Source organism: Bradyrhizobium sp. Pha-3, from assembly GCF_042258615.1.
Classification (GTDB): domain Bacteria; phylum Pseudomonadota; class Alphaproteobacteria; order Rhizobiales; family Xanthobacteraceae; genus Bradyrhizobium.
Map to the genome: position 1 here is coordinate 1801578 of NZ_CP170152.1, position 21314 is coordinate 1822891.

Annotated in this window: 21 protein-coding genes; 2 read left to right on the forward strand and 19 right to left on the reverse strand. The window is 66.4% G+C overall.

Annotated features, from left to right (window positions below; genetic code table 11):
* Positions 1-8 precede the first annotated feature (8 nt).
* The 16 genes from ACE10Z_RS08410 to ACE10Z_RS08485 all read right to left on the reverse strand — a co-directional run bounded on the left by ACE10Z_RS08410 (position 9) and on the right by ACE10Z_RS08485 (position 18047).
* On the reverse strand, positions 9-488 hold the full coding sequence (locus ACE10Z_RS08410; protein ID WP_375787508.1) for a (2Fe-2S)-binding protein: 480 nt from the start codon (positions 486-488) through the stop codon (positions 9-11).
* A gap of 6 nt (positions 489-494) precedes the next feature.
* The gene (locus tag ACE10Z_RS08415) at positions 495-1313 is read right to left on the reverse strand and encodes an FAD binding domain-containing protein (protein WP_375787509.1); all 819 of its coding nucleotides are present in this window, start codon (positions 1311-1313) and stop codon (positions 495-497) included.
* Positions 1314-1328: 15 nt separating this feature from the next.
* On the reverse strand, positions 1329-1772 hold the full coding sequence (locus ACE10Z_RS08420) for an SRPBCC family protein (RefSeq protein WP_375787510.1): 444 nt from the start codon (positions 1770-1772) through the stop codon (positions 1329-1331).
* Between the two features lie 215 nt (positions 1773-1987).
* Positions 1988-2425 (reverse strand): SRPBCC family protein, encoded by a 438-nt coding sequence (locus ACE10Z_RS08425; protein WP_092124412.1) that lies wholly within the window; start codon positions 2423-2425, stop codon positions 1988-1990.
* Between the two features lie 9 nt (positions 2426-2434).
* Positions 2435-5326: a flotillin domain-containing protein gene (locus ACE10Z_RS08430; RefSeq protein ID WP_375787511.1), complete on the reverse strand. Its 2892-nt coding sequence runs from the start codon at positions 5324-5326 to the stop codon at positions 2435-2437.
* A gap of 26 nt (positions 5327-5352) precedes the next feature.
* Positions 5353-6186 (reverse strand): phosphoenolpyruvate hydrolase family protein, encoded by an 834-nt coding sequence (locus tag ACE10Z_RS08435; protein ID WP_375787512.1) that lies wholly within the window; start codon positions 6184-6186, stop codon positions 5353-5355.
* Between the two features lie 3 nt (positions 6187-6189).
* On the reverse strand, positions 6190-8400 hold the full coding sequence (locus ACE10Z_RS08440; protein ID WP_375787513.1) for an ABC transporter permease: 2211 nt from the start codon (positions 8398-8400) through the stop codon (positions 6190-6192).
* Positions 8393-9175, reverse strand: a complete 783-nt coding sequence (locus tag ACE10Z_RS08445; protein WP_375787514.1) for an ABC transporter ATP-binding protein — start codon at positions 9173-9175, stop codon at positions 8393-8395. The genes ACE10Z_RS08440 and ACE10Z_RS08445 overlap by 8 nt, the downstream gene beginning before the upstream one ends.
* Entirely contained in the window at positions 9168-10253 is a 1086-nt protein-coding gene (locus ACE10Z_RS08450; RefSeq protein WP_375787515.1) for a branched-chain amino acid ABC transporter permease, read from the reverse strand. The genes ACE10Z_RS08445 and ACE10Z_RS08450 overlap by 8 nt, the downstream gene beginning before the upstream one ends.
* Before the next feature lies 1 nt (position 10254).
* Positions 10255-11265, reverse strand: coding sequence for a branched-chain amino acid ABC transporter permease (locus ACE10Z_RS08455; RefSeq protein WP_375787516.1), 1011 nt, complete (start codon positions 11263-11265; stop codon positions 10255-10257).
* Between the two features lie 129 nt (positions 11266-11394).
* Positions 11395-12213 carry a helix-turn-helix transcriptional regulator gene (locus ACE10Z_RS08460; protein WP_375787517.1) on the reverse strand — a complete coding sequence of 273 codons (819 nt, stop codon included), beginning with the start codon at positions 12211-12213 and terminating at the stop codon, positions 11395-11397.
* 138 nt (positions 12214-12351) lie between these two features.
* The gene (locus ACE10Z_RS08465; RefSeq protein ID WP_050401637.1) at positions 12352-13602 is read right to left on the reverse strand and encodes an ABC transporter substrate-binding protein; all 1251 of its coding nucleotides are present in this window, start codon (positions 13600-13602) and stop codon (positions 12352-12354) included.
* Between the two features lie 497 nt (positions 13603-14099).
* On the reverse strand, positions 14100-14819 hold the full coding sequence (locus tag ACE10Z_RS08470) for an SDR family NAD(P)-dependent oxidoreductase (RefSeq protein WP_375787518.1): 720 nt from the start codon (positions 14817-14819) through the stop codon (positions 14100-14102).
* A 25-nt stretch (positions 14820-14844) separates the two neighbouring features.
* Complete coding sequence (locus tag ACE10Z_RS08475) at positions 14845-16089, reverse strand: acyl-CoA dehydrogenase family protein (RefSeq protein ID WP_375787519.1); 1245 nt, start codon at positions 16087-16089, stop codon at positions 14845-14847.
* A 113-nt stretch (positions 16090-16202) separates the two neighbouring features.
* Positions 16203-17138, reverse strand: a complete 936-nt coding sequence (locus ACE10Z_RS08480) for a helix-turn-helix domain-containing protein (protein ID WP_375787520.1) — start codon at positions 17136-17138, stop codon at positions 16203-16205.
* A gap of 135 nt (positions 17139-17273) precedes the next feature.
* Entirely contained in the window at positions 17274-18047 is a 774-nt protein-coding gene (locus ACE10Z_RS08485) for an SDR family oxidoreductase (RefSeq protein WP_375787521.1), read from the reverse strand.
* Between the two features lie 136 nt (positions 18048-18183).
* Between ACE10Z_RS08485 and ACE10Z_RS08490 the strand changes: the two genes are divergently transcribed.
* Positions 18184-19092 carry a LysR family transcriptional regulator gene (locus ACE10Z_RS08490; RefSeq protein ID WP_375787522.1) on the forward strand — a complete coding sequence of 303 codons (909 nt, stop codon included), beginning with the start codon at positions 18184-18186 and terminating at the stop codon, positions 19090-19092.
* 37 nt (positions 19093-19129) lie between these two features.
* Here the strand turns inward: ACE10Z_RS08490 and ACE10Z_RS08495 are convergent, their stop codons facing one another.
* From ACE10Z_RS08495 to ACE10Z_RS08505, 3 genes are all read right to left on the reverse strand, one after another.
* A complete protein-coding gene (locus ACE10Z_RS08495; RefSeq protein ID WP_375787523.1) occupies positions 19130-19282 on the reverse strand; it encodes a hypothetical protein in 153 nt (50 codons plus the stop codon).
* Between the two features lie 132 nt (positions 19283-19414).
* Positions 19415-19879, reverse strand: a complete 465-nt coding sequence (locus ACE10Z_RS08500; protein ID WP_375787524.1) for a hypothetical protein — start codon at positions 19877-19879, stop codon at positions 19415-19417.
* 46 nt (positions 19880-19925) lie between these two features.
* Positions 19926-20264 carry a hypothetical protein gene (locus ACE10Z_RS08505; RefSeq protein WP_375787525.1) on the reverse strand — a complete coding sequence of 113 codons (339 nt, stop codon included), beginning with the start codon at positions 20262-20264 and terminating at the stop codon, positions 19926-19928.
* A 115-nt stretch (positions 20265-20379) separates the two neighbouring features.
* Here ACE10Z_RS08505 and ACE10Z_RS08510 point away from each other — a divergent pair, with 115 nt between their 5' ends.
* Positions 20380-21312, forward strand: coding sequence for a LysR family transcriptional regulator (locus ACE10Z_RS08510; RefSeq protein WP_375787526.1), 933 nt, complete (start codon positions 20380-20382; stop codon positions 21310-21312).
* The last annotated feature ends 2 nt before the right edge of the window (positions 21313-21314 follow it).

Sequence of the window (21314 nt, forward strand, 5' to 3'; positions counted from 1 at the left end):
CTGTTCCCTTACGCGCGGGCCCGGCCGCCGGAGGCGGCTGATAGCACGGCGTTGATGATCGGCTCGTAGCCGGTGCAGCGGCAGATATTGCCGGAGATCGCCTCGACGACCTCGGCGCGGCTCGGCTGCGGATTGCGGTCGAGCAGCGCTTTTGCGGCCATCAGCATGCCGGGCGTGCAGTAGCCGCACTGCGCGGCGAAATTGTCGGCGAACGCACGTTGCAGCGGGTGCAGATTGGGGCCGTCCTTGATGCCGTCGAGCGTCTCGACCGAACGGCCGGCGACCGTTTCGGCGAGCGTCAGGCAGGAGAGGTGCAACTCGCCGTCGATCAGCACGCTGCAGGTGCCGCAGCCGCCCTGGCCACAGCCGAATTTCGGCGTCATGTCGCCGATCAGCTCGCGCAGCGCGACCAGGAGATTGGTGCCGCCATCGACGAAGATCGCGACGTCGCGGCCATTGTGCTGAAATTGGAGAGGGGTCTTGGCCATGACGATCTATTCCTGACCGGACAACAGGCGCCTGAGATGCACGCCGACGATCTCGCGGCGATACCAGGCGCTGGCGAGCGCATTGTCGCCGGGCGAAGTTCCTTCGACGGCCGCCGCGGCCGCCGCATTGATCGTGGACGTGTCGAGCGAGCGGCCTTCCAGCGCGCGCTCGGCGGCGCGGGCGCGGATCGGCGTCGGCGCCATCGAGCCGAGCGCGACGCGGGCGCCGACGATCCGGCCGCCGTTGACCGGCAGATGCGCCGCGAGCGTGATCACCGCGCCGCCTTTGGGCTTGATCCGCGCGATCTTGCGGTAGCGGAAGGCGTCAGCGCTGCCGGGCTTGGCAAACGAGATCGCGAGCACCAGCGTACCGGTTTGCCGGTCGCGCGCTTGCAGGAACTCCTCGATTCCGATTTCGCGGCCGCCGAGCCCGCCTTGCACCGACACGACCGCGTCGAGCGCAAGCATCGCGACCGTGAAGTCGCCATATGGCACCGGCGCGAACAGGTTGCCGCCGACCGTGCCCATATTGCGCACCGCCGGTCCGCCGATCGAGCGGGCGGGGGCGTGCAGGAAGCCGAGATCGCGCTGGGCCAGGATGCGCGCAAAGGTGACGCCGGCGCCGAGTGTGATGCGTGAGCCGGAGGCGTCGATCCGCGTCATCGCCTGGTCGCTGGCGCGCACGACGGTCGAGATCGAGATGTCGCCCTCGTTCAGCGCCCGCATCACCAGCGTGCCGCCGCCGAGATAGCGCGCGCTGCGATCCGACGACAGCGCCGCCGCGGCGTCATGGGTGCTGGCGAAGGTCTTCACCGTGACTGGCATGATGTCCTACCCCGCTTATGCGGCCTCCTTCAGATGCCGGCGGATGGCGTCGAAGCCGGCCTGGTAGATGTCTTCCGAAACCATGTGCGTGATGCGGTCCGTGTCCTCGGTCCGCGTCGTGAAGCGCGACTCCCAATGCCAGAAGGTGCGGTCGCCGTCGGTGACCGGCAGCAGACGGACATGGGCCACGTAGTTGAACATGGGGACCGGCGTATCGAGCAGGCAGTAGCTGAACGATTGTTCGAGATCGGATAGCGCCAGCAACTGCTCGCGCAGTTCGGATCCATCCTTCAGCTTGAAGCGCCTGACGCAGCCGATCTTGTCGGACGGCTGCGCCCGCTCGATGCCGCTGGTCGCGACCGCCGGATGCCAGCGGTCATGACCGTTGAAATCGCGCAGCACGGCCCACACCGTCTCGGTCGGTGCATCCAGGATCGTGCTTTTGACGATATGCGGCATGGTCAGCGTCCAATGCCCATCGCTTGCATCGATGTGGCCGCGTGCACCACCTCTCCCCAACGGGGAGAGGTCGCGCCGAAGGCGCGGGTGAGGGGGCTCAGGTCCCACGAGGGACCGCAACCCCTCACCCGGATCGCATCTGGCGATACGATCCGACCTCTCCCACAAGGGGAGAGGTGGACTGTCAGCGTGGCGAAATTTGACCGAAGCATTCATCAGCCTCCGAACGCCCGCTTCAGCGCGTCGAAGCCGCCCTGGAACACGCCGCCGCCGATATTGTTGACCAGTTCCGCCTCGCGCTCCGGCGCGCAGTCGAACTCGGCCGTCCACTCCATGAACGTCTGGTCGCCGTCGGTGACCGGCGTGAGCCGCAGCGTTGCGACGTAGTTCTCGACGCCCATCGGCGATTCCAGGATCGAGTAGGTGCAGAACATGTCGTAGTCGGACAGGCCGAGCAGCTTCTCCCTGATCCGATCGCCGTTGCGCAGGCGAAAATCCCTGACGCAGCCGATCTTGTCCGAGGGCTCGCCGCCTTCGATGCGGCTCTCCGCGATCGCGGGATGCCAGTTCGGCAGCCCGTTGAAATCGCGGACACGAGCCCAGACCCGGTCATTGCGGGCGTTGACGACAGTAGAGACGTAAACCCGTGCCATGTTGCGAGCTCAGTCCTTCTTGCGCGGCGTGCGTTCGGGGCGCGGCTCGCCGCCGCCCTCGGGCGCTGTCGGCTTGGTCTCACCGCCGCTTTTGCGTGCGGAGTCCTTGATGCCCTGCATGTCCCGCGCCTCGCGGATCAGGCCGGGCATCTTGGCGAGGCTGCCGCCTTCGACGCCGATGTCCGAGAGGATCGAGTCGATCAGCGGCGCCTGCACGCGATAGCGCAGCGCCGAGTCGATCACCTCGTCGGTGGCGCTGCGGCCACCGCCGCCGCCATTGCCGTTGCCATTGAGCCCGTCGACCTGGAGGATGCGGATGCCCTCGATCTTCTCCATCGGCTTGACGCTCTCGCGGACAATGCCCTCGATCCGGTCGAGCAGTTTGCGGCGGAACAGCGAGTAGCGGGCCTGGTCGGTCAGCACGTTCTCGGCCTCGTTGAGCAGGCGCTGCGCCTCCGCCTCGACAGTGGCACGGACGCGTTCGGCGCCGGCCGCGATCCTGGTTTCCTCGGCCTGCTTCTCGGCGAGCAGCACCTCGACGGTCTTGCGCCGCTTGGCGATCTCGCTCTCGCGCGCGGTAACGACGCGCTCGGCCGCCTCGGTGGCGTGGACCCTCGCGTCCTCGGCGGCGGCGCGCGCCGCGGATTCCTCCAGCGACTTCTGGTGCAGCGCGATGGCCTTCTCCATCAAGGCGGTCTCGACGTCCTTCTCGCGGTTCACCTCGAGCTTGCGCAGCTCGCGCTCGCGGCCGACCCTCGCCTCGTCGAGGCCGCGGTCGGAGGCGATGCGGGCGCGCTCGACCTCTTCACGCGCCGCGATCTCGGCCTCCTGCAGCGATTGATTGCGGGCGACCTCGAGCTGCTCGATCGAACGTCGCCGCTCGATCCGCGCCGCCTCCAGCGCCTGCTCGCGGGTCACGTCGGTGGTCTCGATCTCCTTGCGGGCCGTGATCTCGGCCTGCCTGACTTGCCGGTCGGCATCGATCCGCTCGGAACGCTTGGCGGCGAGTGCGATCACGCGCTCCTCGTCGGCGAGCTCGATCGCCCGCTTCTGGTCGATGTTGAGCACCTCGCGGGTCCTGTAGGAAGCGATGCGCTCGCTTTCCAGCGCCAGCTCGACATCGATCCGTTGCCGTTCGATGGCGTCGCGGCGCTTCAACTCGGCGGCCTCGATCGCCTCGGTGCGCGCGATCTCGAGCCCGCGGGTCTCGCGTTCGGCACGGATGCGCTGCGCGGCGACCGACTTCTCCTGCGAAATGCGTGCCGCCTCGATCGATTCGCGCGAGGCGATGTCGGCCTCCTCGATCGCACGGGTGCGGGCGATCTCCAGTGCGCGGACGTGCTCCTCCTGCGCGATCCGCGACGCTTCGGTGGCGTCGCGCGCGGTGATCCCGGCGATCTCGATCGCCTGGTTGCGTTCGATCTCGAGCTTGCGCGTGGTGTGATCGGCGGCGATGCGCTCGGCCGCCAGCGTCTTCTCTCTGATGATGCGGGCGGCCTCGACCGACTTCTGCGCTTCGATCTCGGCTTCCTGGATGGTGCGGACCTGCTGGATCTCCAGCGCCCGGGTGCGCTCGTCGGAGGAGATGCGCTCGACATTGACCGTCATGGTCTGGGCGATGCGCGCCTTCTCGGTGGCCTCGCGGGCGGCGATCTCGGCTTCCTCGACGGCGCGGGTGCGCTCGATCTCGCGGCGGCGGGTCTCTTCCTCATTGGCGATACGGGCGTCGGTGACGACGCGGTCCTGCTGGATGCGGGCCTTTTCGATCGACTCGCGGGCGGCGATCTCGGCCTCTTCCACCGTGCGCATCCGCTCGATCTCGCGCTGGCGGACTTCGCGCTCGGAGGCGATGCGCGTGGTGTCGACCGATCGCTGGTTGGCGATCCGCGCCTTCTCGATCTCCTCACGCGCCAGCAACTCCCGTTCTTCGACCGCGCGGGTGCGTTCGATCTCCCGGTGCCGGGTCTCGCGTTCGGAGGCGATCCGGGCCTCGGTGATGGCCTGCTCATTGGCGATCCGCGCTTTCTCGATGGCTTCGCGCGCGGTGATCTGGGCCTGCTCGGCCTCGGTCTCGCGCAGCGCGCGCTCGCGTGCCACTTCGGTGCGTTGTAGGGCGCGGCGCATCTCGATGTCGCGCTCCTGCTCGAGGCGGGCGGTCTCGCTCTCGCGCTCGATGTCCAGCGCCTGCCGCTCGGCCTCCAGGTTGCGGGAACGGATCTTGATCATCGAGTCCTGCTCGATGTCGTTGCGCAGCTTGCGCTTGGCCTCGATGTCCTCCATCAGGCGAGTCAGGCCTTCGGCGTCGAAGCGGTTCGAGGGGTTGAAATATTCGAGGTCGGTCTGGTCGAGATCGGTGATCGCGACCGACTCCAGCTCGAGGCCGTTCTGCGCCAGCGCTTCGGCGGCATTGGCCTTGACGCGAGCGACATATTCGCCGCGCTGCTCGTGCATCTGCTCCATCGTCATCTCGGAAGCAACCGAGCGGATCGCGGAGATGAACTTGCCGGAGAGCAGCGTGTGCAGCTGTTCCGGCTCCATGGTGCGGCGGCCGAGCGTGGCGGCGGCGATCGAGACGGCCTCGCGGGTCGCCTGTACCCGGACGTAGAAATCGGCCTCGATGTCGACGCGCATGCGGTCGCGGGTGATCACGGCATCCTGCCTGGAGCGCACGATCCCCATCGGCAGCACGTTCATGTTCACAGGCGTGTAGTCGTGGATGAACGGCAGCACGAAGGCGCCGCCATTGATCACCACGCGTTCGCCGAGGAAACCGGTCCGGACGAAGGAGGTTTCCTTCGATGAGCGGTGGTAGAGCCAGTTCACCACATAGACGATGATGACGATCGCGACGATTGCGACGATGAGCCAAAGGATCAATTCACCGACCAGCATCCCTGACATCTCTTCCTCCCTTGGTCACGGCGCCTCTAGCGGGCACCGATCGCCTTGAACTTGCGAACCTGTTCGGTCAGTGCCCGCTCCACCGGCAGGCGCTCCATCGAGGAGGCGCCGTAGAAGCCGTGACAGTTGCGGGTCTGCTTCATGATGAAATCGGCATCCGCGGGGTCCGCGATCGGACCGCCATGCGCGAGCACGATGATGTTCGAATTGACGCTGAGCGCGGCCTCGGCCCAGGCCTCGATGCGGGCAGGGCAGTCGGCGAGCCTCAGCGCAGTCTGCGCGCCGATCGTGCCGCCCGTGGTCAGCCCCATATGGCAAACGATGATGTCGGCGCCGGCGATCGCCATCGCGGTCGCTTCCTGCTCGCTGAACACATAGGGCGTGGTCAGCATGTTCTTGTCATGCGCCTTCGCGATCATGTCGATCTCGAGCGCATAGGACATTCCGGTCTCTTCGAGATTGGCGCGGAAGGTGCCGTCGATCAGGCCGACGGTCGGGAAGTTCTGCACCCCGGCGAAGCCGAGTGCCTTGAGCTGGTCGAGGAACACGTCCATGTCGCGGAACGGGTCGGTGCCGTTGACGCCGGCAAGCACCGGCGTCCTGGTCACAACCGGGAGCACCTCACCAGCCATCTCGACAACGATGGCGTTGGCGTCGCCATAGGGCATCAGCCCGGCGAGCGAGCCGCGGCCCGCCATGCGGTAGCGGCCGGAATTGTAGATCACGATCAGGTCGACGCCGCCGGCCTCCTCGCATTTCGCCGACAGGCCCGTCCCGGCGCCGCCGCCGACGATCGGCTCGCCGCGTGCGATCATGGCGTGAAACTTCTTCAGCAGCGCTGCGCGTTCAAACCTGGGCATGGGTCACCTCGCCACTCTTCGCCGGCCACCGGCGCGTCCGAGCAGCGGACGGAACGCGCTGACGATGGCGGCGGTGAACTCGGGATCGTTGATGTTGCGCTTGATGCGGATGATCTGCCGGTTGCCGGTCTGGCGCACAGTGCGCTCCAGCGCGCGAAACAGCGCCGCGTCGGCATCGGGGTCCCAGAACGGCTGGCCGGGTGCATCGAGCGCGGAGATGCCGCCTTCGGCCAGGAAGAAGCGCACCGGCCCGTCCATCTGGTTGAGGCGCTCGCCGATCCAGCGGCCCATGCGCTCGTTCTCTTCCGGCGTGGTCCGCATCAAGGTGACCTGCGGATTGTGGACGTGGAATTTGCGCTGCCGGTAGCGCTCCGGAATGGTGTCGGGCGCGCCGAAGTTCACTATATCCAGCGCGCCGACCGAGCCGACATAGGGTACGCGGCTGCGGATGATGGCACCAAAGCGGTCGTCGGTCGCCGGGAACACGCCGCCCATCAGCAGGTCGCAGACCTCGGTCGTGGTGAGATCGATGACGCCGGCGAGCTGGCCGGACTCGACCAGCTTCTCCATCGAGCGGCCGCCGACGCCGGTGGCGTGGAACACGAGGCACTCGAAATCCCCGCGGAGGTCAGCTGCGATCTTCTGCACCGCCGGCGTGGTCACGCCGAACATCGTGATGCCGATGGCAGGGAGATGAGTGCCCGTATCGCGCTGCTTTCCGGTCTTTTCCTCGAGCCGCGCCTTGACCATGCCGACCAGGGCATGGGCGCCGTTGCCGAGCACCGTGCGCGAGATCGAGTTGAGACCCTGCACGTCGGTCACCGAATACATCATGGTGATGTCGGCGGGACCGACATAAGGACCGACGTCGCCGGAGGCGACCGATGAGATGATGAGCTTCGGCACGCCGATCGGAAGCGACCGCATGCCTGGGGCGACCAGCGACGCGCCGCCCGAGCCGCCGGCCGAAATGATGCCGGCGACATTGCTCTGGCGGCGCAGCCATCGCTCGAACGCCTCCGCCATCGCTGTGACCGACGCGCCGCGATCCGCGCCGAACACGCTTGAGCCGCCGCGGCCGTGGTTCAGGGCGATCTCCTGCGCGGTGACGTCGCAGCTCGCCGCCTTGCCGCTGGTCGAGACGTCGACCAGCCGGGTGCGCAGGCCGCTGCCCGCGATGATATCGCGGATGAAGCGCAGCTCCGCACCCTTGGTGTCGAGCGTGCCGACGACCAGCACGACGGGAGGCCCTGATGTCCTCGACGTCGCCGGTTCGCGCCGCGCGCGCGTTGTCTCCTCAAGACGCGTGACGGCGACGGATTGCGTCCGGGCAGCGGCCTCGATACGGGCGATCGGCACCGGTTGCGACCAGCGCGTCGGCAGCACGGGATTGGAGATGTAGATGCGAGCCGGACCCTTGCGCTCCGGCTGCGGCGTGGCGGCCGCCTCAGCTTTCGCCGGCGCCGTCTCGGCACCGATCTCTTCAGCGCCGTGGGTGCCGACGCCAAGCAATCGCTGCTGCAGTTCGCGGTCGGTCGCGAGGCGCGCGGAGTCGATGATGCGGTTGACGCGGCCATTGACCATGATGGCGACGCTCTGCGACACCGCGGTCGCGACGCCGATGTTCTGCTCGATGACCAGAACGGACATGTCGCCTTCGTCGCCGAGCCGCAGCAGCATGTCCTCGACTTGCGCGACGATCACAGGCGCGAGGCCCTCGGTCGGCTCGTCCATGATCAGTAGATGCGGATTGGTCAGCAGCGCGCGCGAGATCGCGAGCATCTGCTGCTCGCCGCCGGAGAGCTGGTTGCCGCCGTTGTTCTTGCGTTCGGCGAGGCGCGGGAAGGTGTCGTAGATGCGCTCGATGGTCCAGGCGCCGCGCCGCAGGCCGCCGGCGAGTGCAAGGTGTTCGTCGACCGTCAGCGAGCGCCACAGCCGCCGGCCCTGCGGCACATAGCCGACGCCGAGACGGGCGATCCGCGCCGGATTGAGCCGGGTGACTTCCTCGCCGCGAATCCGGATCGACCCGCTGCTGGCGCGCACCAGGCCCATGATAGCCTTGCACAGCGTGGTCTTGCCCATGCCGTTGCGGCCGACCACCGAGAACACGCCGGCATCGAGCGTGAGGTCGACCCCCTGCAGCGCATGCGAATGGCCGTAATAGACGTCGAGGCCCTTCACCTCGAGCGCAGGCGCGGCGCGGCGTTCATTCATGGCCGCCTCCGAGATAAAGCTCCTGCACCTCGGGATCGGACTCGATCTCGCGCGGCAGGCCTTCCTTGAAGATACGGCCGTTGTGCATCATCGTCACGCTCTCGACGACGCGCAGGGCGACATCCATGTCGTGCTCGATGATGATGTAGCCGATATGCGCGGGCAGCGAGGTCAGGATCTCGATCAGCTCGCGCCGCTCGGTCGGCGACAGACCCGCTGCCGGCTCGTCGAACAGGATGAAGCGCGGCGCGCCGGCCAACGCGAGCGCGATCTCGAGCTGCCGCTGCTGGCCATGCGCAAGCTCGGCAACGCGCTGGTCCTTCACGCCGGCGAGGTGCACGGCCTGCACCAGCGTCTCGGTCGCGTGCATCAGCGCATCGTTCTGCCCCGGGCGCAGGAACGAGAACCGGCCGCGCGAGACGCCGCGGCAGGCGAGGTAGACGTTGTCCTGCACGGTGAGGCCGGGGAACAGCGCCGAGATCTGGTAGGTGCGGCGCAAGCCCCGGCGGATCCGCTCATAGGGCGGGAATTGGGTGATGTCCTCGCCGAAGAAGCGGATCGTGCCGGAGGAGGGTGAGAAGTCGCCGGTGATGCAGTTGAACAGCGTCGTCTTGCCGGCGCCGTTCGAGCCGAGCACCGCACGGCGCTCGCCGGGACGTACCGTGATGGTGACGTCGGTCAGCGCCGCCAGTGCGCCGAACAGCCGGGTGACGCCGCGTAGCTCCAGTGCTGCGCCGGCGCCGACCACGGAAAGTCGCTGCGCGACGCTATCCATGGCGGCCTCCGCCTGAACGTTGCGTCGTGGATGCGTTGCGGCGCCGCCAGCGCTCCCACAAGCCGATCACGCCGTCGGACGACCAGAACACGATGGCGAGGAAGCCGAGCCCGATCAACAGCCGGAAGCGGTTGCCGTCGAGCCCGAACTTGATCAGCACGTCGAGCGCGAAGGTGCGCAGCAGGACGAAGATCAGTGCGCCGATGAACGGGCCGATCGGTCGCGTGATGCCGCCGACCACGGCGATGATCAGGACGTCGATGCAGGCGCCGACGCTGACCGAGCCGGGCGAGATCTGCCGGTAGTTCCAGACCTGCAGCACGCCGCCGAGCGCCGCGATGAAGGCGGCGAAGGCGTAGGCTGCGATGCGGTGGGCATTGGGATTGAAGCCGAGCGCCGCCATGCGGCGAGGGTTGTCGCGGACGCCCTGCAGCGCGAGGCCAAACGGCGCGCGCGAGACATACTGGACGGCGAAGTAGCAGACCGCGGCGACGCCGAGCGTCACATAGTAGAAGGCGATGTCGGCGCGCCAGTCGACACCCCAGAAATGCGGCGTCGCGACGGTGTTGATGCCGGTATGGCCGTTGAAGATGGCCCAGTTCTGGTTGGTGAAGTAATAGAACGCCGCGCCGATCGCGAGCGTGATCATGATGGTGTAGATACCCTCGGTGCGCACCGCCAGCGCACCGCCGAGGGTGCCGAACAGCGTTGCCAGTGCCAGCGCCATCGGGGTCGCCAGCCACCACGGCCAACCGAGGCTGATATTGGCGTTGCCGCTCATGCCGAACACCGCGACCATGTAGCCGGCGAAGCCCGCGATGGTGAGCTGCATCAGGCTCACCATACCGCCATAGCCGGCGAGGAACATCAGGCTCAGCGCGATGATGCCGAGGATCAACGTGGTGGCGAAGATCTCGATCAGGAAGAAGCCGTTGGCGATCAGCGGCATGATCACGAGGATCAGCGCGACCAGCCAGGCTGCCGGATTCTGGAATTCCGGCCAGGCGCGGATCAAGGCGCGGCGGGTCGCGTTGGCGGACGGATCGGGGCGGAACTGGGTGCTCTGGAGCAACGACATTTCATCGCCTCGCAAGCAGGCCCTGCGGCCGCAGCGCTAGCACCACGACCATGATCAGGAAGGTGACGACGATGGCGTAGGTCGGGATGTAGACCGAGCCGAGCTGCTCGGCGAGGCCGATGATGACGGCGCCGAGCGCGGCCCCCGGGATCGAGCCCATGCCGCCGACGATCACGACGACCAGCGAGGCCAGCAGGAAGCGCGTATCCTCACCCGGCGACAGCGACTGGAAGGTGCCGCCAACGACGCCGGCGATGCCGGCGAGCCCTGCGCCGAGCGCGAACACCAGGACGAAGACGAGCTGGATCCGGACCCCGGTCGCGGCCAGGATGTCGCGGTCATCGACCCCGGCGCGCACGATCATGCCGATCCGCGTGCGGTTGAGCGCCAGCCACATTGCGATCCCGATCACGGCGGACGCCGCGAAGATCACCAGCCGCACCAGCGGGTATTGCAGATAGACCGGCTCGCCGGATGATTTGACTGCTGTCAGCAGCGGCAGCTGCACCGGGCCGATCAGCCAGCTCGGGGTCTGGACCTGGTAGAAGTCGCCGCCGAACACCCAGAGCATCAGATCGGCGAACACGATCGAGAGCCCGATCGTGACCATGGTCTGCCGCAGGTCCTGGCCCTCCATGCGGCGGAACACGGCGAGCTGCAGGATCACACCAACCAGCGCCGCCGCGACGAACGCGACGATGAAGCTCAGGATCCACGACCCGGTCCAGGTGCTGATGGCGTAGCCGATATAGCCGCCGAACAGGTAGAGCGAGCCGTGCGCGAGGTTGACGTTGCGCATCAGGCCGAAGATCAGCGTGAAGCCGCTGGCCACCAGGAAATACAGCCCGCCGAGCGTGATGCCGTTCAGCACCGCGTTGAGGAACACGCGCTTGCGGCCGATCGCGGCTTCCAGCCCCGGCGGCCAGATCGCGAACACCAGCCACAGCAGCACCGCGACCGCAATGATCACGATCAGCGCCCAGGCCGGATGGCGTTCGATGAACCTGGCCATCTCTGTCGCATTCCCTCAGTGGTCGCGACCGTCTGCCGGGCCGCGTATCCTTGCATCCTACCGAGGGCGAAAGCGGCGGATTTGATCGACAGTATCTTTTATCGCTGCTTCATCGTTGCGCGGAACCCGTTACGGCCGCAACACCTTGGCGGCGCGGCGATAGTCGGTCGGGGCCATGCCGACATTGGCGGCAAAGAAGCGGGTGAAGCCGCTCTGCGAGGAGAAGCCGAGATCGAAGCCGATATCGGCGATCGGCGCTTCGGTCGCCACCAGCGCATCCAGCGCCTGCTCCATGATCAGCGTGTTCATGTAGAGGTGAGGGGTGACGCCGGTCTGGGTGCGGAACAACCGGTAGAAATGCGGCCGCGACAGGCCCGCTTCGCGCGCGATCGCATCAAGCTCGATCTCGGCGCCGGGGCTTTCCGACATCAGCCTGATCGATTTGCGCACCCGGAAATCGGTCACCGCGGCGGCGGCGGGCGCATCCTGCGCCGCCTGCCAGCTCTCCTCGTAGCAGGAGTCGATCAGCTGCCGGAGCTCGCAATCGAGGCTGCGCAGCGACGGCGCGCCGCACACCAGTGCTGCGGTGCGGCGGATCAGCCGGTCGAGCGCCTCGGTGCGCGGAAAGAAGGTGCGGCCGAACCGCAGGCCCTGCGCGCTCGCGGGCTGCGGCGCGAACCATTCGGCATTGACATAGAGCACGAAGAAGATCGCGCCGTGGTCCATGTCGGTCGGCAGAAAATTGTGCGGTTCCCACGGGTTGACCGCAACCACGGTGTCGTCCTTGAGCAGCAGGCGCTGCTCGGAGACATCGATCTGCGCCGGCGTCCCGCCGACATGAAAGATCAGGTGCCCTTCGCGGTGCGCATGCACGTTGAAGGGACGGTTCAACTGATAGACCGTCGCGCGACCGAACCGGCCGTGGAAGACGGCAAGCGCCCTGCTCATGCCTCCCCTCCCGCGGGATGTTCTTGTCTTTTCGACAAGCGTTCATCATCCGCCCGCGGAAAGCAAGGGCGAGCAGGGCTCTTGATGCAACCGCGCGCCTTCGTCACGGCTGGCTTGCTCGCACCTGCAACAAATACGTCAGTACTTCTTGCACTCCGGGACCGTGCGGCTCGGCAGGCCGATCTTGGCGAACACCGCCGGATCGTAGCCCAGCGTCTGGTTGACGTTCGGGATCACCTTCACGACCTTGCTGAACAGCGCGCCCTTGCCGTCGTCGACCACCTCGGTGACGAAATTGGTGCCGATCGCCTGGCGGTTGGCGTCGAGCTTGATCTTGCCGTTGGGGGCGTCGATCTCGATCTTGGCCAGCGCGTCCTTGAGCTTGGCCTGGTTGTTGGAGAGATCGCCGTTGACCTGCCGCAGCGCCAGGATCAGCGCCATGGTCGAGCCGTAGTAGTTGGTGGCGAGCAGCGACGGGCTCGGGAAGCGTTTGCTCTCCGGGAACGAGTCCTGATAGGCCTTCACGAATTTCTGCCAGCCCGGATCCTCCCAGGTATCGGCCTGGCCGCTGGCGGCGATGGTGCCGATCAGGGCGTTCTTGGCGCTGCCCTTCGACGACAGGATGGTCTGGTCGATCATGATCGAGCCGCCCATCAGATGCGCCTTGCCGCCGGCCTGCTGATACTGGTTGAGGAAATTGACGGCGTCGGCCCCGCCGAGGCCGAGATAGATCGCATCGACATCGTCGGGGAGCGCTGCGATCACCGAGGCGAAGTCCTTGGTGCCGAGCGGCACCCATTGCCGGTTGGTGACCTGGCCGCCGGCGCCGCAGAATTCGAGCACGAGGCCGAACACCTGGGTGTAGATGAAGGAGTAATCCTCGCCGACGGTCGCGATCTTGCGATAGCCCTTGGTCTCGTAGGCGTATTTGCCGAGGCCGACTTGCCACTGCGCGCCGTCCATGTTGTAGCGGAAGAAGTTCGGCGCCGGATCGACATAGGTCGTCTCCTGTGCGCCGGAGGCTGCATTGACGAAGGTCAGCTCCGGATGGGTCTTGGCGAAGTTCTTCACCGCGATGCCTTCGTCGCCGGACAGCGGCGACAGCAGGATCTGCACCTTGTCCTGCTCGATCAGCTTGCGCACTGCGCGTACCGCGGAGTCCGGCGTCGCGTCGGTCGAGGCGACGACGAATTCGAGTTCCTTGTCGCCGATCTTCTTGCCGAGCACGTTGAGCGCGGTCTGGTGGCCTCGCATGCCATCCTCGCCGAGCACCGTATAGGTCCCCTCAAGCGTCGCGGTGACGCCGACCTTGATCTTCTCCTGGGCGAATGCCGTGCCCGAAAGCAACAGGCTGCTCAACGCAATCAGTCCCAAACTGCCTTTCAACATCGCTCTCCTCCCTCGGTGTTGTTGCCGGCGTCCACATGGCCTGACGAAGGCTGACGGGCGTCCGGTTGTTGCCGGCAAAGCTAGCCGAAGGCAGGCGCGGCGCGGATGTCGTCACGGTGGGGAAGCTTAACGGGCAGTCTCATTTTGATTGTTGCGCCGCAACGAGCTTCGCGGCGCAATGTCGCTGTTACCTGCTCGGTGTCATCACCTGCGAAAGCTGGTGATCCAGTATTCCAGGGACAGCGGTGCTTGAGCCGAGAGGCCGCAGCTTCTCCGGTGTCGTTCCTGCGAAAGCAGGGACCTATAACCACTGCCTTGTGTGATGGAATTCGCTGGGGCCCCAGCGTCGCACAAACAACTGTACCCTGTGGTTGTGGGTCCCGGGTCGCGCTTCGCTTGCCCGGGACGACACTGAATTTGCAGCAGCGTTCGTAACGTGACCCATACATCCGCTGCCGCAGGGCGCGGAGCGGCAACGTGGTCCGGGCATCGCCTTGCTACGGCATATGGTGGCCGGCCGCCTGTCCGCCGTCGACGTGAAGCACTTCTCCGGTCACGAAGCCTGCGCCATCGAGATAAAGCACTGCGTCGACAATGTCGGAGATCTCTCCCATCCTGCCGACCGGGTGAAGCGCCGCCAGCGCCGGATGTGCCTCCGCCGGGTGCATCGGGGTCTTGATGATTCCGGGCGACACCGCGTTGACGCGAATTCCGCGCCTTGCATATTCGATGGCGAGCGCGCGGGTTGCGGCGTTCAGGGCGCCCTTGGTCAGCGAGGCGAGGGCGGCGGGAACGCTGCTCATCGGCTGGTCGACGAGACTGGTCGTGATGGTGACGACGTGACCATGGCCCTGCTTGCTCATCAGCTCCAGCGCGCGTTGGGTCATGTTGAAAAAGCCGGTCACGTTGGTCGAGATGTAGCTGGCGTAGTCATCCTGCGTATAGGCGGTGAACGGTTTCGCCAGGAAGATGCCGGCGTTGTTGACCAGCGTGTCGACGCGGCCGAAGCGCTCCAGCGCTACCTTGAACACGTCCTCCGCCGTACCGGCCGCGCCGACATCGCCCGCCACCGTGACGAAATCCGCGTCAGTGGCCGGCTTGATCGAGCGCGAGGTCGCAACAACCCGGCAGTTGCGATCCCTGAAGGCCTGCACGATGCCGGCGCCGATCCCCTGCGATGCGCCGGTGACGACTGCCACTTTCCGCTCTGCGCTCATGACTTCGCTCCTCCAAAATATCGCACTACGCCGCGCCGCTTGCGGCGAGCGGGCTGTAGTCGCGGCTCTTGAACATCGTGTGCAGCTGCCGCCGCCGGATGCCGAGATTGCCGCCGTCGAAGATCGGCAGCGCGAGCGCGTCCTGCAGCAGGCCGCCGAATGGCGCTTCATGGTCGTAGCTGTCGATGCCGACCACCCGCATCAGATCGGTGATGACGCGCACGGCCGCCTCGGAGCCGAAGATCTTGGCCTGCACCGCGAGTTCCTCGGCCGCCGGCGACTGGGTGTCCAGGGCGTGGCAGGCGCGCCAGCTGAGCGTGCGCGCCGCTTCGATCGTGGTCTTGGCATCGGCGAGCGCGTATCCGACCGCCTGATGCTCGATGATGGGGTGAACGCCGCCGCGCTTCTCGCTGCGGGCAAAATCCAGCGCGAACGCGAAAGCCGCCCGCATCAGCGCGACGCCGAAGATTCCGACCAGGGCCGCGGTGCCCGTGAATGCCGCCGCGGTCAGCGCCAGGCCGGAACCTTGCTGTCCGAGCAGATTGTGGTGTGGCGTAGCGACATTCTGCAAACCGAACTGCGGGACAAGGTGGGCACGATGACCGATACTGTCGATCGCGCGTTCGAACACCAGGCCGCTCACCGGTCCTTGCACGGCAATGATCGAGATGGCCGCATCGGGGGCTGCTGCGGGATCGGTCCGGCACACGATGGTCAGAAGATCGGCGCCCTCGCGATTCCAGCCGGTGGCCGAGGACACCCATTTCTTGCGGCCATTGATCAGCCAGTTGTCGCCCTCGCGCCGGGCGGTGGTGCGGACGCCCTCGCCGGGCGGCGGCGAGGCGGCGTTGGCGCTGCCGCCCGGCTCGCTGGAACAGAAGGCGGCGAGCGGCGCGCCGCTGGTCTTCAGGAATGGCGCGAGCAGCCGTTGGCACTGCTCCGGCGTGCCGCCGAGCAGCAGCGGCAGCAGGCCGAGCACGCTGCCGAGCATGGTGAGCGTCACGCTGGGATTCGCGCTGTAGAATTCCTCGGCCAGGATCGCCATGTCGATCATGCCGGCGTTGTCGCCGCCTGCCGGCGCCGGAATGCACTTGCGCAGATAGCCGGCCGCCACCATCGCCTCGTAGGTCGGTTTGGTGGCGAGGAAGCGCTGTTCCGGCGTTGCCAACTTTTCGGCGGCCCTGGCCTCGGCCAGCACCTCCCTGGCAAATTTGCGGGAGGCGAGCTGCAACTCGCGCTGCTGTGCCGTGAGCGTGAAATCGATCGCCATGCCAATGCCCTCCGTGTCGGCGGTTCGGGCTATGGCTATCGCGGCGTGGTCAGGAAATCTTGGACGGCAGCGCCCGATTTCTTGGCCCGGAGTGAACCTAATCTCGTCGCGCTTCAGTGCGCGGCGGCGCGGCGGAACTCGCGCGGGGCGAGGCCATTGTGGCGCTTGAACAGGCGGTTGAAATGCGAGATGTCGCGGAAGCCCGCGGCAAAGGCGATCTCGGCAATGGTCTTGTGCGCGGAGGTGCGATCGAGCAGGGCGCGCGTGCACGCGGCGATCCGCTGTTCGTTGACATGTTCGCCCACGGAGCGGCCGGTGCTCGCGAACAGGCGGTGTACGTAGCGCTCGGAGCAGCGGAATTTCGCGGCCAACGCCGGCGCGCCGAGCTCGGGGTCGTCGCTGTGCCGGGCGATATGGTCAAGCATCATCGACAGCAGCACCGGCGTATGCACGCGCTCGGCCGCCACGTCGGTGAGGATGTCGGGTGCGTGCGCGATCAGCTCGGCGATATGCGTGCCGAGCATCGGCGAGGTTGTTGCGAGGCGACCGCCGCTCAGGCAGAGTTCGGCGTAGCTCGCCAGCGTCCGCGACAGCGCGCGTCCGGTTTCGGTCGCAGACAGGCCGAGCCGCGGGCGATCGAACAGCGTGTCCGGCAACAGGCGCCGCGGCACGGCAAAGCAGAACAGCTCGAAGTGATGCCGGTGGGCGATCTCGAACGGCTGCGTCGTATCGGCGACCGCCAGATCGCCGGGGGCGCTGATCTGCTCATAGCCGCGCTGCGAGGTGCGCCCCAGCCCTTCGAGCTGGAGGTTGACGAAGCAAAGGTCGTCGGTGCTTGCAGCGATGTGCGAAGCGAGCCGGTGCACGATGTGTCCGCTCGCCGTGACCCGCGATATCTGCAGCGGTGCGGCGTCGACCTTGCAGATCGCGCCGGCAAACGATTCCTCGCCAATCCTGCGCGGCTCGAGGCGCACAAAGGCAGCTGCGAGGTCGTCGGCCCAACTGCCGAAGGGCTGATCCGGACGGGCCGGCCTGGTTGACCATTCCATGTGCGCCTCGAATAGACCGTCACTGCGAAGGGCCCAGCGGGGCGAAAGATATCGCCGGCAAAACCGGCGGTCAAATTCCGCCGGCGGTCCGTTTCCCCTGCAATGAAAGGCGCGTGGATGCAGGGAAGGTCGACCTCACTTCGTGGTGTAGCCGCCGTTGACGAGGATGGTCTGGCCGGTCATCCACCAGCCGTCAGACACCAGGAGGCGGATCCAGGGCACGATATCCTTGATGTCGGTGAGGCCGGTCTTCGAGAAGCCGGACAGCGCTGCTGCCGATTTGTGATAGGCGACCGCATCAGCGCCTTCGGCCGGATAGAAGAACGGCGTGTCCATTGGGCCCGGGCCGATCGCGGTGACCGAGATGCCGCGTGCGCCGAATTCCTTCGAGGCCGCGCGGGTGAAATGCTCGACCGGCGCCTTGGTGCCGGCATAGGCGGCATAGAACGGCGTGTAGGCGCCGAGCAGCGACGTCACCAGCGTGCAGATCTTGCCGTTGTCGTTGACGTGACGGCCGGCTTCCTTGAGGAAGAAGAACGCGGACTTGGCGTTGACCGCGCTCATCGCATCGTATTCGGCCTCCGAGATCTCGACCATCGGCTTCTTCAACACCTTGCCGACGGTGTTGATCGCGATGTCGGGACGGCCGATCGCAGCGACGGCATCAGTGAACAGCTTCTCCATCGCGCCCGAGGTCGTGAGGTTGGCCTGGAAGGTGACCGCGTTGGCGCCGGCAGCCTTGATCGCAGCCACTGTCGCGTCGGCGTCGGCCTTGGTCGCGGCGCTGTTGTAGTGGATCGCGATCGCCTTCGCGCCGTGCGCCGCGAGATCGCGTGCGATCAGGCCGCCGAGGTTCTTGGCGCCGCCGGCGACGATGACGGTCTTGCCCTTGATGCTGTGGTCGGTCATGGCGTTCGGCTCTCCAGGTCGTGCGGCTGCGCCCTGCGGCCGCTTTCTGGAGGCAACGATATCGTCTAGGATTTGCCGATAAAGCCGCCCATTCTGACCTCACTTGTCAGAATTAGCGAACAATCGGGGCCCGATCGTGGACCGCATCGATCTCTTCCGCATCTTCGCCCGCGTCGTCGAATGCGCAAGCTTTACGCGGGCGGCCGACACGCTGGGCCTGCCGCGCTCGTCGGTCTCGTCTGCGGTCGCCGAGCTGGAGCAGCGCGTCGGTGCCCGCCTGCTGCATCGGACGACGCGAAAGGTGTCGCCCACGCACGACGGCGCGGCGTTCTACGAACGATGCCTGCGCGTCGTCGCCGATGTCGAGGAGGCCGAGAGCCTGTTCCGCCACGCCGCCGCCGAGCCGTCGGGCCGGCTCAGGGTCGACGTGCCCGGACGGATCGGACGCCTGATCATCGCGCCGGCGCTGCCCGCTTTCCTCGATCGCTATCCGCAGATCGACATCGATCTCGGCGTCACCGATCGCGCCATCAACCTGATCGCGGACTCCGCCGATTGCGTGGTGCGCGTCGGCCCGCTCGGCGATTCCGGTCTGATCGCGCGGCCGCTCGGCAATCTCGTGCTGATCAATGTCGCGAGCCCCGGATATCTCGCGCGCCACGGCACGCCGCAGACGCCCGACGATCTCGGCGCGCATTGGGCGGTCAACTACGCCTCGCCCTCAACCGGCCGCATCGAGGAGTGGGAATGGTGTGAGCAGGGCGCGGCGCGCACCATGGCGATGCGCGGCCGCGTCACCGTCAACAGCGCCGAGGCCTACATCGCCTGCTGCCTCGCCGGCCTCGGCCTGATCCAGATCCCCGCCTACGACGTGAGGCGGCATCTCGAAGCCGGAGAGCTCGCCGAGGTGATGCCGCAGCATCGCGCCACGCCGATGCCGATGACCTTGCTCTATCCGCACCGCCAGCACCTGTCGCGGCGGCTCCAGGTGTTTGCCGATTGGCTGACGGAATTGCTGAAAGATCAGCTGCTGGTCGCGGGTTAGAACTTCAGCGTGATGCGAGCCCGGAAGCCGCGCCGCATCATCGCCTGCTGTTGCCGGCGCGGGTCGAGACCGTCCTTGTCGCGCGCTCCGCCTCGGCCTTGGGTTGGAAAAACAGGCCGGGCATCACCGAGACCAGTCCGAAGGTCATTCCGAGGAATGCCAGGAACGTATCGAGATAATTGATCTCCATTTCAGTTGTCTCCATTCGGCCTGCACCGGGCTGACCCGGTGCAATGCGTTCGTTGAACCTAGATATGGTCCGGTACATTGCTCGGTACAATAGAAACATTGATCTCGGAGCAATACTTTCAATGCTCCGCGTCTAGGCCGCAATCCGGCCCTGCTGCGGGTGCCGCTGCTCGATGGCTTTGACGGAGTTTTCGAACGCCTTTTCGAGGACGCTGCTGCCGATCGACCCGAGCACGAGACCGAGGATCCATCCTTTGAGATTCTTGCCGTCGCGCACCACGACCACGTCAATGTCGGTCGCGCCATCGGGCCGCCGCACGAAGTTGTAGGTGTGGCCCGACCTGCCGCCCCACACATTGGAGTCGGTCGTCGTCAGGACGACATGGTCGGGGTCGGACCAGTCGTAGTGCAAGCGCTCCCAGATGCCGTTCGAGCCCTCGGTCACGTCAGCATGCGAGGGGCCCCGATGATGCACCTTGAGATAGGCATCGGCGCTATTGCCGAACAGTTTGGAGCGGCCCGGCCCGAAGTCGGTGAGACCGGTGACGTACTGCTCGGGCGTCAACTTCGTCGTCCGATGAAGGTGGATCGTGGACATCTGTGGCTCTTGCACCTGTGATGGAAGGCTCCGACCGCTGTGCCGACTAGTTGGAGAGCGTGCCCGACTTGCGGACAGTCACGCTGTCGCCGTTCCGGCTGATCTCCACTGCGCCTGGCTGGTTCGGCGTCGAGAGCAGGGCACGCTGACCGGGCGCCAGCACCGAGACGAAGCGGACGGGGGTTCCGGCCTCGCCCTGTGCGAGCGTGGTCACGACGCGATATCCATCGGGCTCGACCGTGTAGTAGGTGACGCCGGATACGTCGCCCAGATGGATGCTTTGGGCCTCGATCGGCCTGAGCCCGCGCGCCTCTGCGGCGCCAAGTGAGGCGCCAAGTGAGGCGAGGGTAAAGGCTGTGGCGAGAATTGTGCTGCGGATCGACATGGGATCCTCCGTTGGCTTGAGTATCGGAACCTGGGCGGCGAGCGATTGCCCGTCTGCTCCCTTGCCGGAGGAGATGGTCAGGCTATGATCATCGATCAAACAGATTGGATCGATAGTGGCCATCGATACCGTCAATTTGGGTCGCATCGACCTGAACCTGCTTGTTCATCTCAATGCGCTACTCACCGAACGGAGCGTGACCCGGGCGGCAGGCGCCGTCGGCATTGGCCAATCCGCCATGAGCCACAATCTCGCGCGCTTGCGCGAACTGTTCGATGACGAGCTGCTCACGCGAGGGGCCGATGGCATGCGCCTCACCCCGCGCGCGATGACCTTGCTCGATCCGGTGCGGACCGCGCTCGCACAGGTCGAGGCGGTGCTCCTGCGCGAGAAGACCTTCGATCCGGCCACGGCGGTGCGGACGTTCAGGCTCGGCCTGTCGGACAGTATGGAAATCCTGATCGTGCCGCGCCTTCTGGCGCGCATGCGCGAGATCGCGCCGGGCATTCACCTGCGGCTCTACAATGTCGATACGTCCCGGCTGCTCGATGATCTCGACGCCGACGAAGTGGATCTCGCGCTCTCCTACGGGCCGATCCAGCAAGGACAATTGCATCACAAGCAGCGCGTGCTGTTCACCGAGAGCTTCCTTTGCATGTTCAATGCGGAGAAGACGGGTATCACGCCGCCAATCTCGCTCGAGGACTACATCCGGCTTCCGCACGTGCTGACCAGCCTGCGGCCGGGGCGCACCGTGCGCGGCACTGTCGATGAAGCACTCGAAGAGCTCGGGCTACAGCGTTCCGTTGCGCTGACCACGCCGCGCTTCCTCACCGTGCCGTACCTAGTGGCGCAAGCGCCGGTGATCGTCACGATGGGCGCGCGGCTGGCGCGGCGCTTCGCCGCCGATCTCGGGCTCAGCCTCAGTCCGCCGCCGGTGAAGGTGAAGGACGTCACGGTGTCGCTGCTGTGGCACGCGTCCTACCATCACGATCCGGCCCATGTCTGGTTGCGGGACCAGCTGGTCCAGCTGGTCGCCGAACTGTGAGC

Coding starts and splice junctions, on each gene's coding strand:
- ACE10Z_RS08410 (WP_375787508.1), bottom strand. CDS start 488: ATGGCCAAGACCCCTCTCCAATTTCAGCACAATGGCCGCGACGTCGCG.
- ACE10Z_RS08415 (WP_375787509.1), bottom strand. CDS start 1,313: ATGCCAGTCACGGTGAAGACCTTCGCCAGCACCCATGACGCCGCGGCG.
- ACE10Z_RS08420 (WP_375787510.1), bottom strand. CDS start 1,772: ATGCCGCATATCGTCAAAAGCACGATCCTGGATGCACCGACCGAGACG.
- ACE10Z_RS08425 (WP_092124412.1), bottom strand. CDS start 2,425: ATGGCACGGGTTTACGTCTCTACTGTCGTCAACGCCCGCAATGACCGG.
- ACE10Z_RS08430 (WP_375787511.1), bottom strand. CDS start 5,326: ATGTCAGGGATGCTGGTCGGTGAATTGATCCTTTGGCTCATCGTCGCA.
- ACE10Z_RS08435 (WP_375787512.1), bottom strand. CDS start 6,186: ATGCCCAGGTTTGAACGCGCAGCGCTGCTGAAGAAGTTTCACGCCATG.
- ACE10Z_RS08440 (WP_375787513.1), bottom strand. CDS start 8,400: ATGAATGAACGCCGCGCCGCGCCTGCGCTCGAGGTGAAGGGCCTCGAC.
- ACE10Z_RS08445 (WP_375787514.1), bottom strand. CDS start 9,175: ATGGATAGCGTCGCGCAGCGACTTTCCGTGGTCGGCGCCGGCGCAGCA.
- ACE10Z_RS08450 (WP_375787515.1), bottom strand. CDS start 10,253: ATGTCGTTGCTCCAGAGCACCCAGTTCCGCCCCGATCCGTCCGCCAAC.
- ACE10Z_RS08455 (WP_375787516.1), bottom strand. CDS start 11,265: ATGGCCAGGTTCATCGAACGCCATCCGGCCTGGGCGCTGATCGTGATC.
- ACE10Z_RS08460 (WP_375787517.1), bottom strand. CDS start 12,213: ATGAGCAGGGCGCTTGCCGTCTTCCACGGCCGGTTCGGTCGCGCGACG.
- ACE10Z_RS08465 (WP_050401637.1), bottom strand. CDS start 13,602: ATGTTGAAAGGCAGTTTGGGACTGATTGCGTTGAGCAGCCTGTTGCTT.
- ACE10Z_RS08470 (WP_375787518.1), bottom strand. CDS start 14,819: ATGAGCGCAGAGCGGAAAGTGGCAGTCGTCACCGGCGCATCGCAGGGG.
- ACE10Z_RS08475 (WP_375787519.1), bottom strand. CDS start 16,089: ATGGCGATCGATTTCACGCTCACGGCACAGCAGCGCGAGTTGCAGCTC.
- ACE10Z_RS08480 (WP_375787520.1), bottom strand. CDS start 17,138: ATGGAATGGTCAACCAGGCCGGCCCGTCCGGATCAGCCCTTCGGCAGT.
- ACE10Z_RS08485 (WP_375787521.1), bottom strand. CDS start 18,047: ATGACCGACCACAGCATCAAGGGCAAGACCGTCATCGTCGCCGGCGGC.
- ACE10Z_RS08495 (WP_375787523.1), bottom strand. CDS start 19,282: ATGGAGATCAATTATCTCGATACGTTCCTGGCATTCCTCGGAATGACC.
- ACE10Z_RS08500 (WP_375787524.1), bottom strand. CDS start 19,879: ATGTCCACGATCCACCTTCATCGGACGACGAAGTTGACGCCCGAGCAG.
- ACE10Z_RS08505 (WP_375787525.1), bottom strand. CDS start 20,264: ATGTCGATCCGCAGCACAATTCTCGCCACAGCCTTTACCCTCGCCTCA.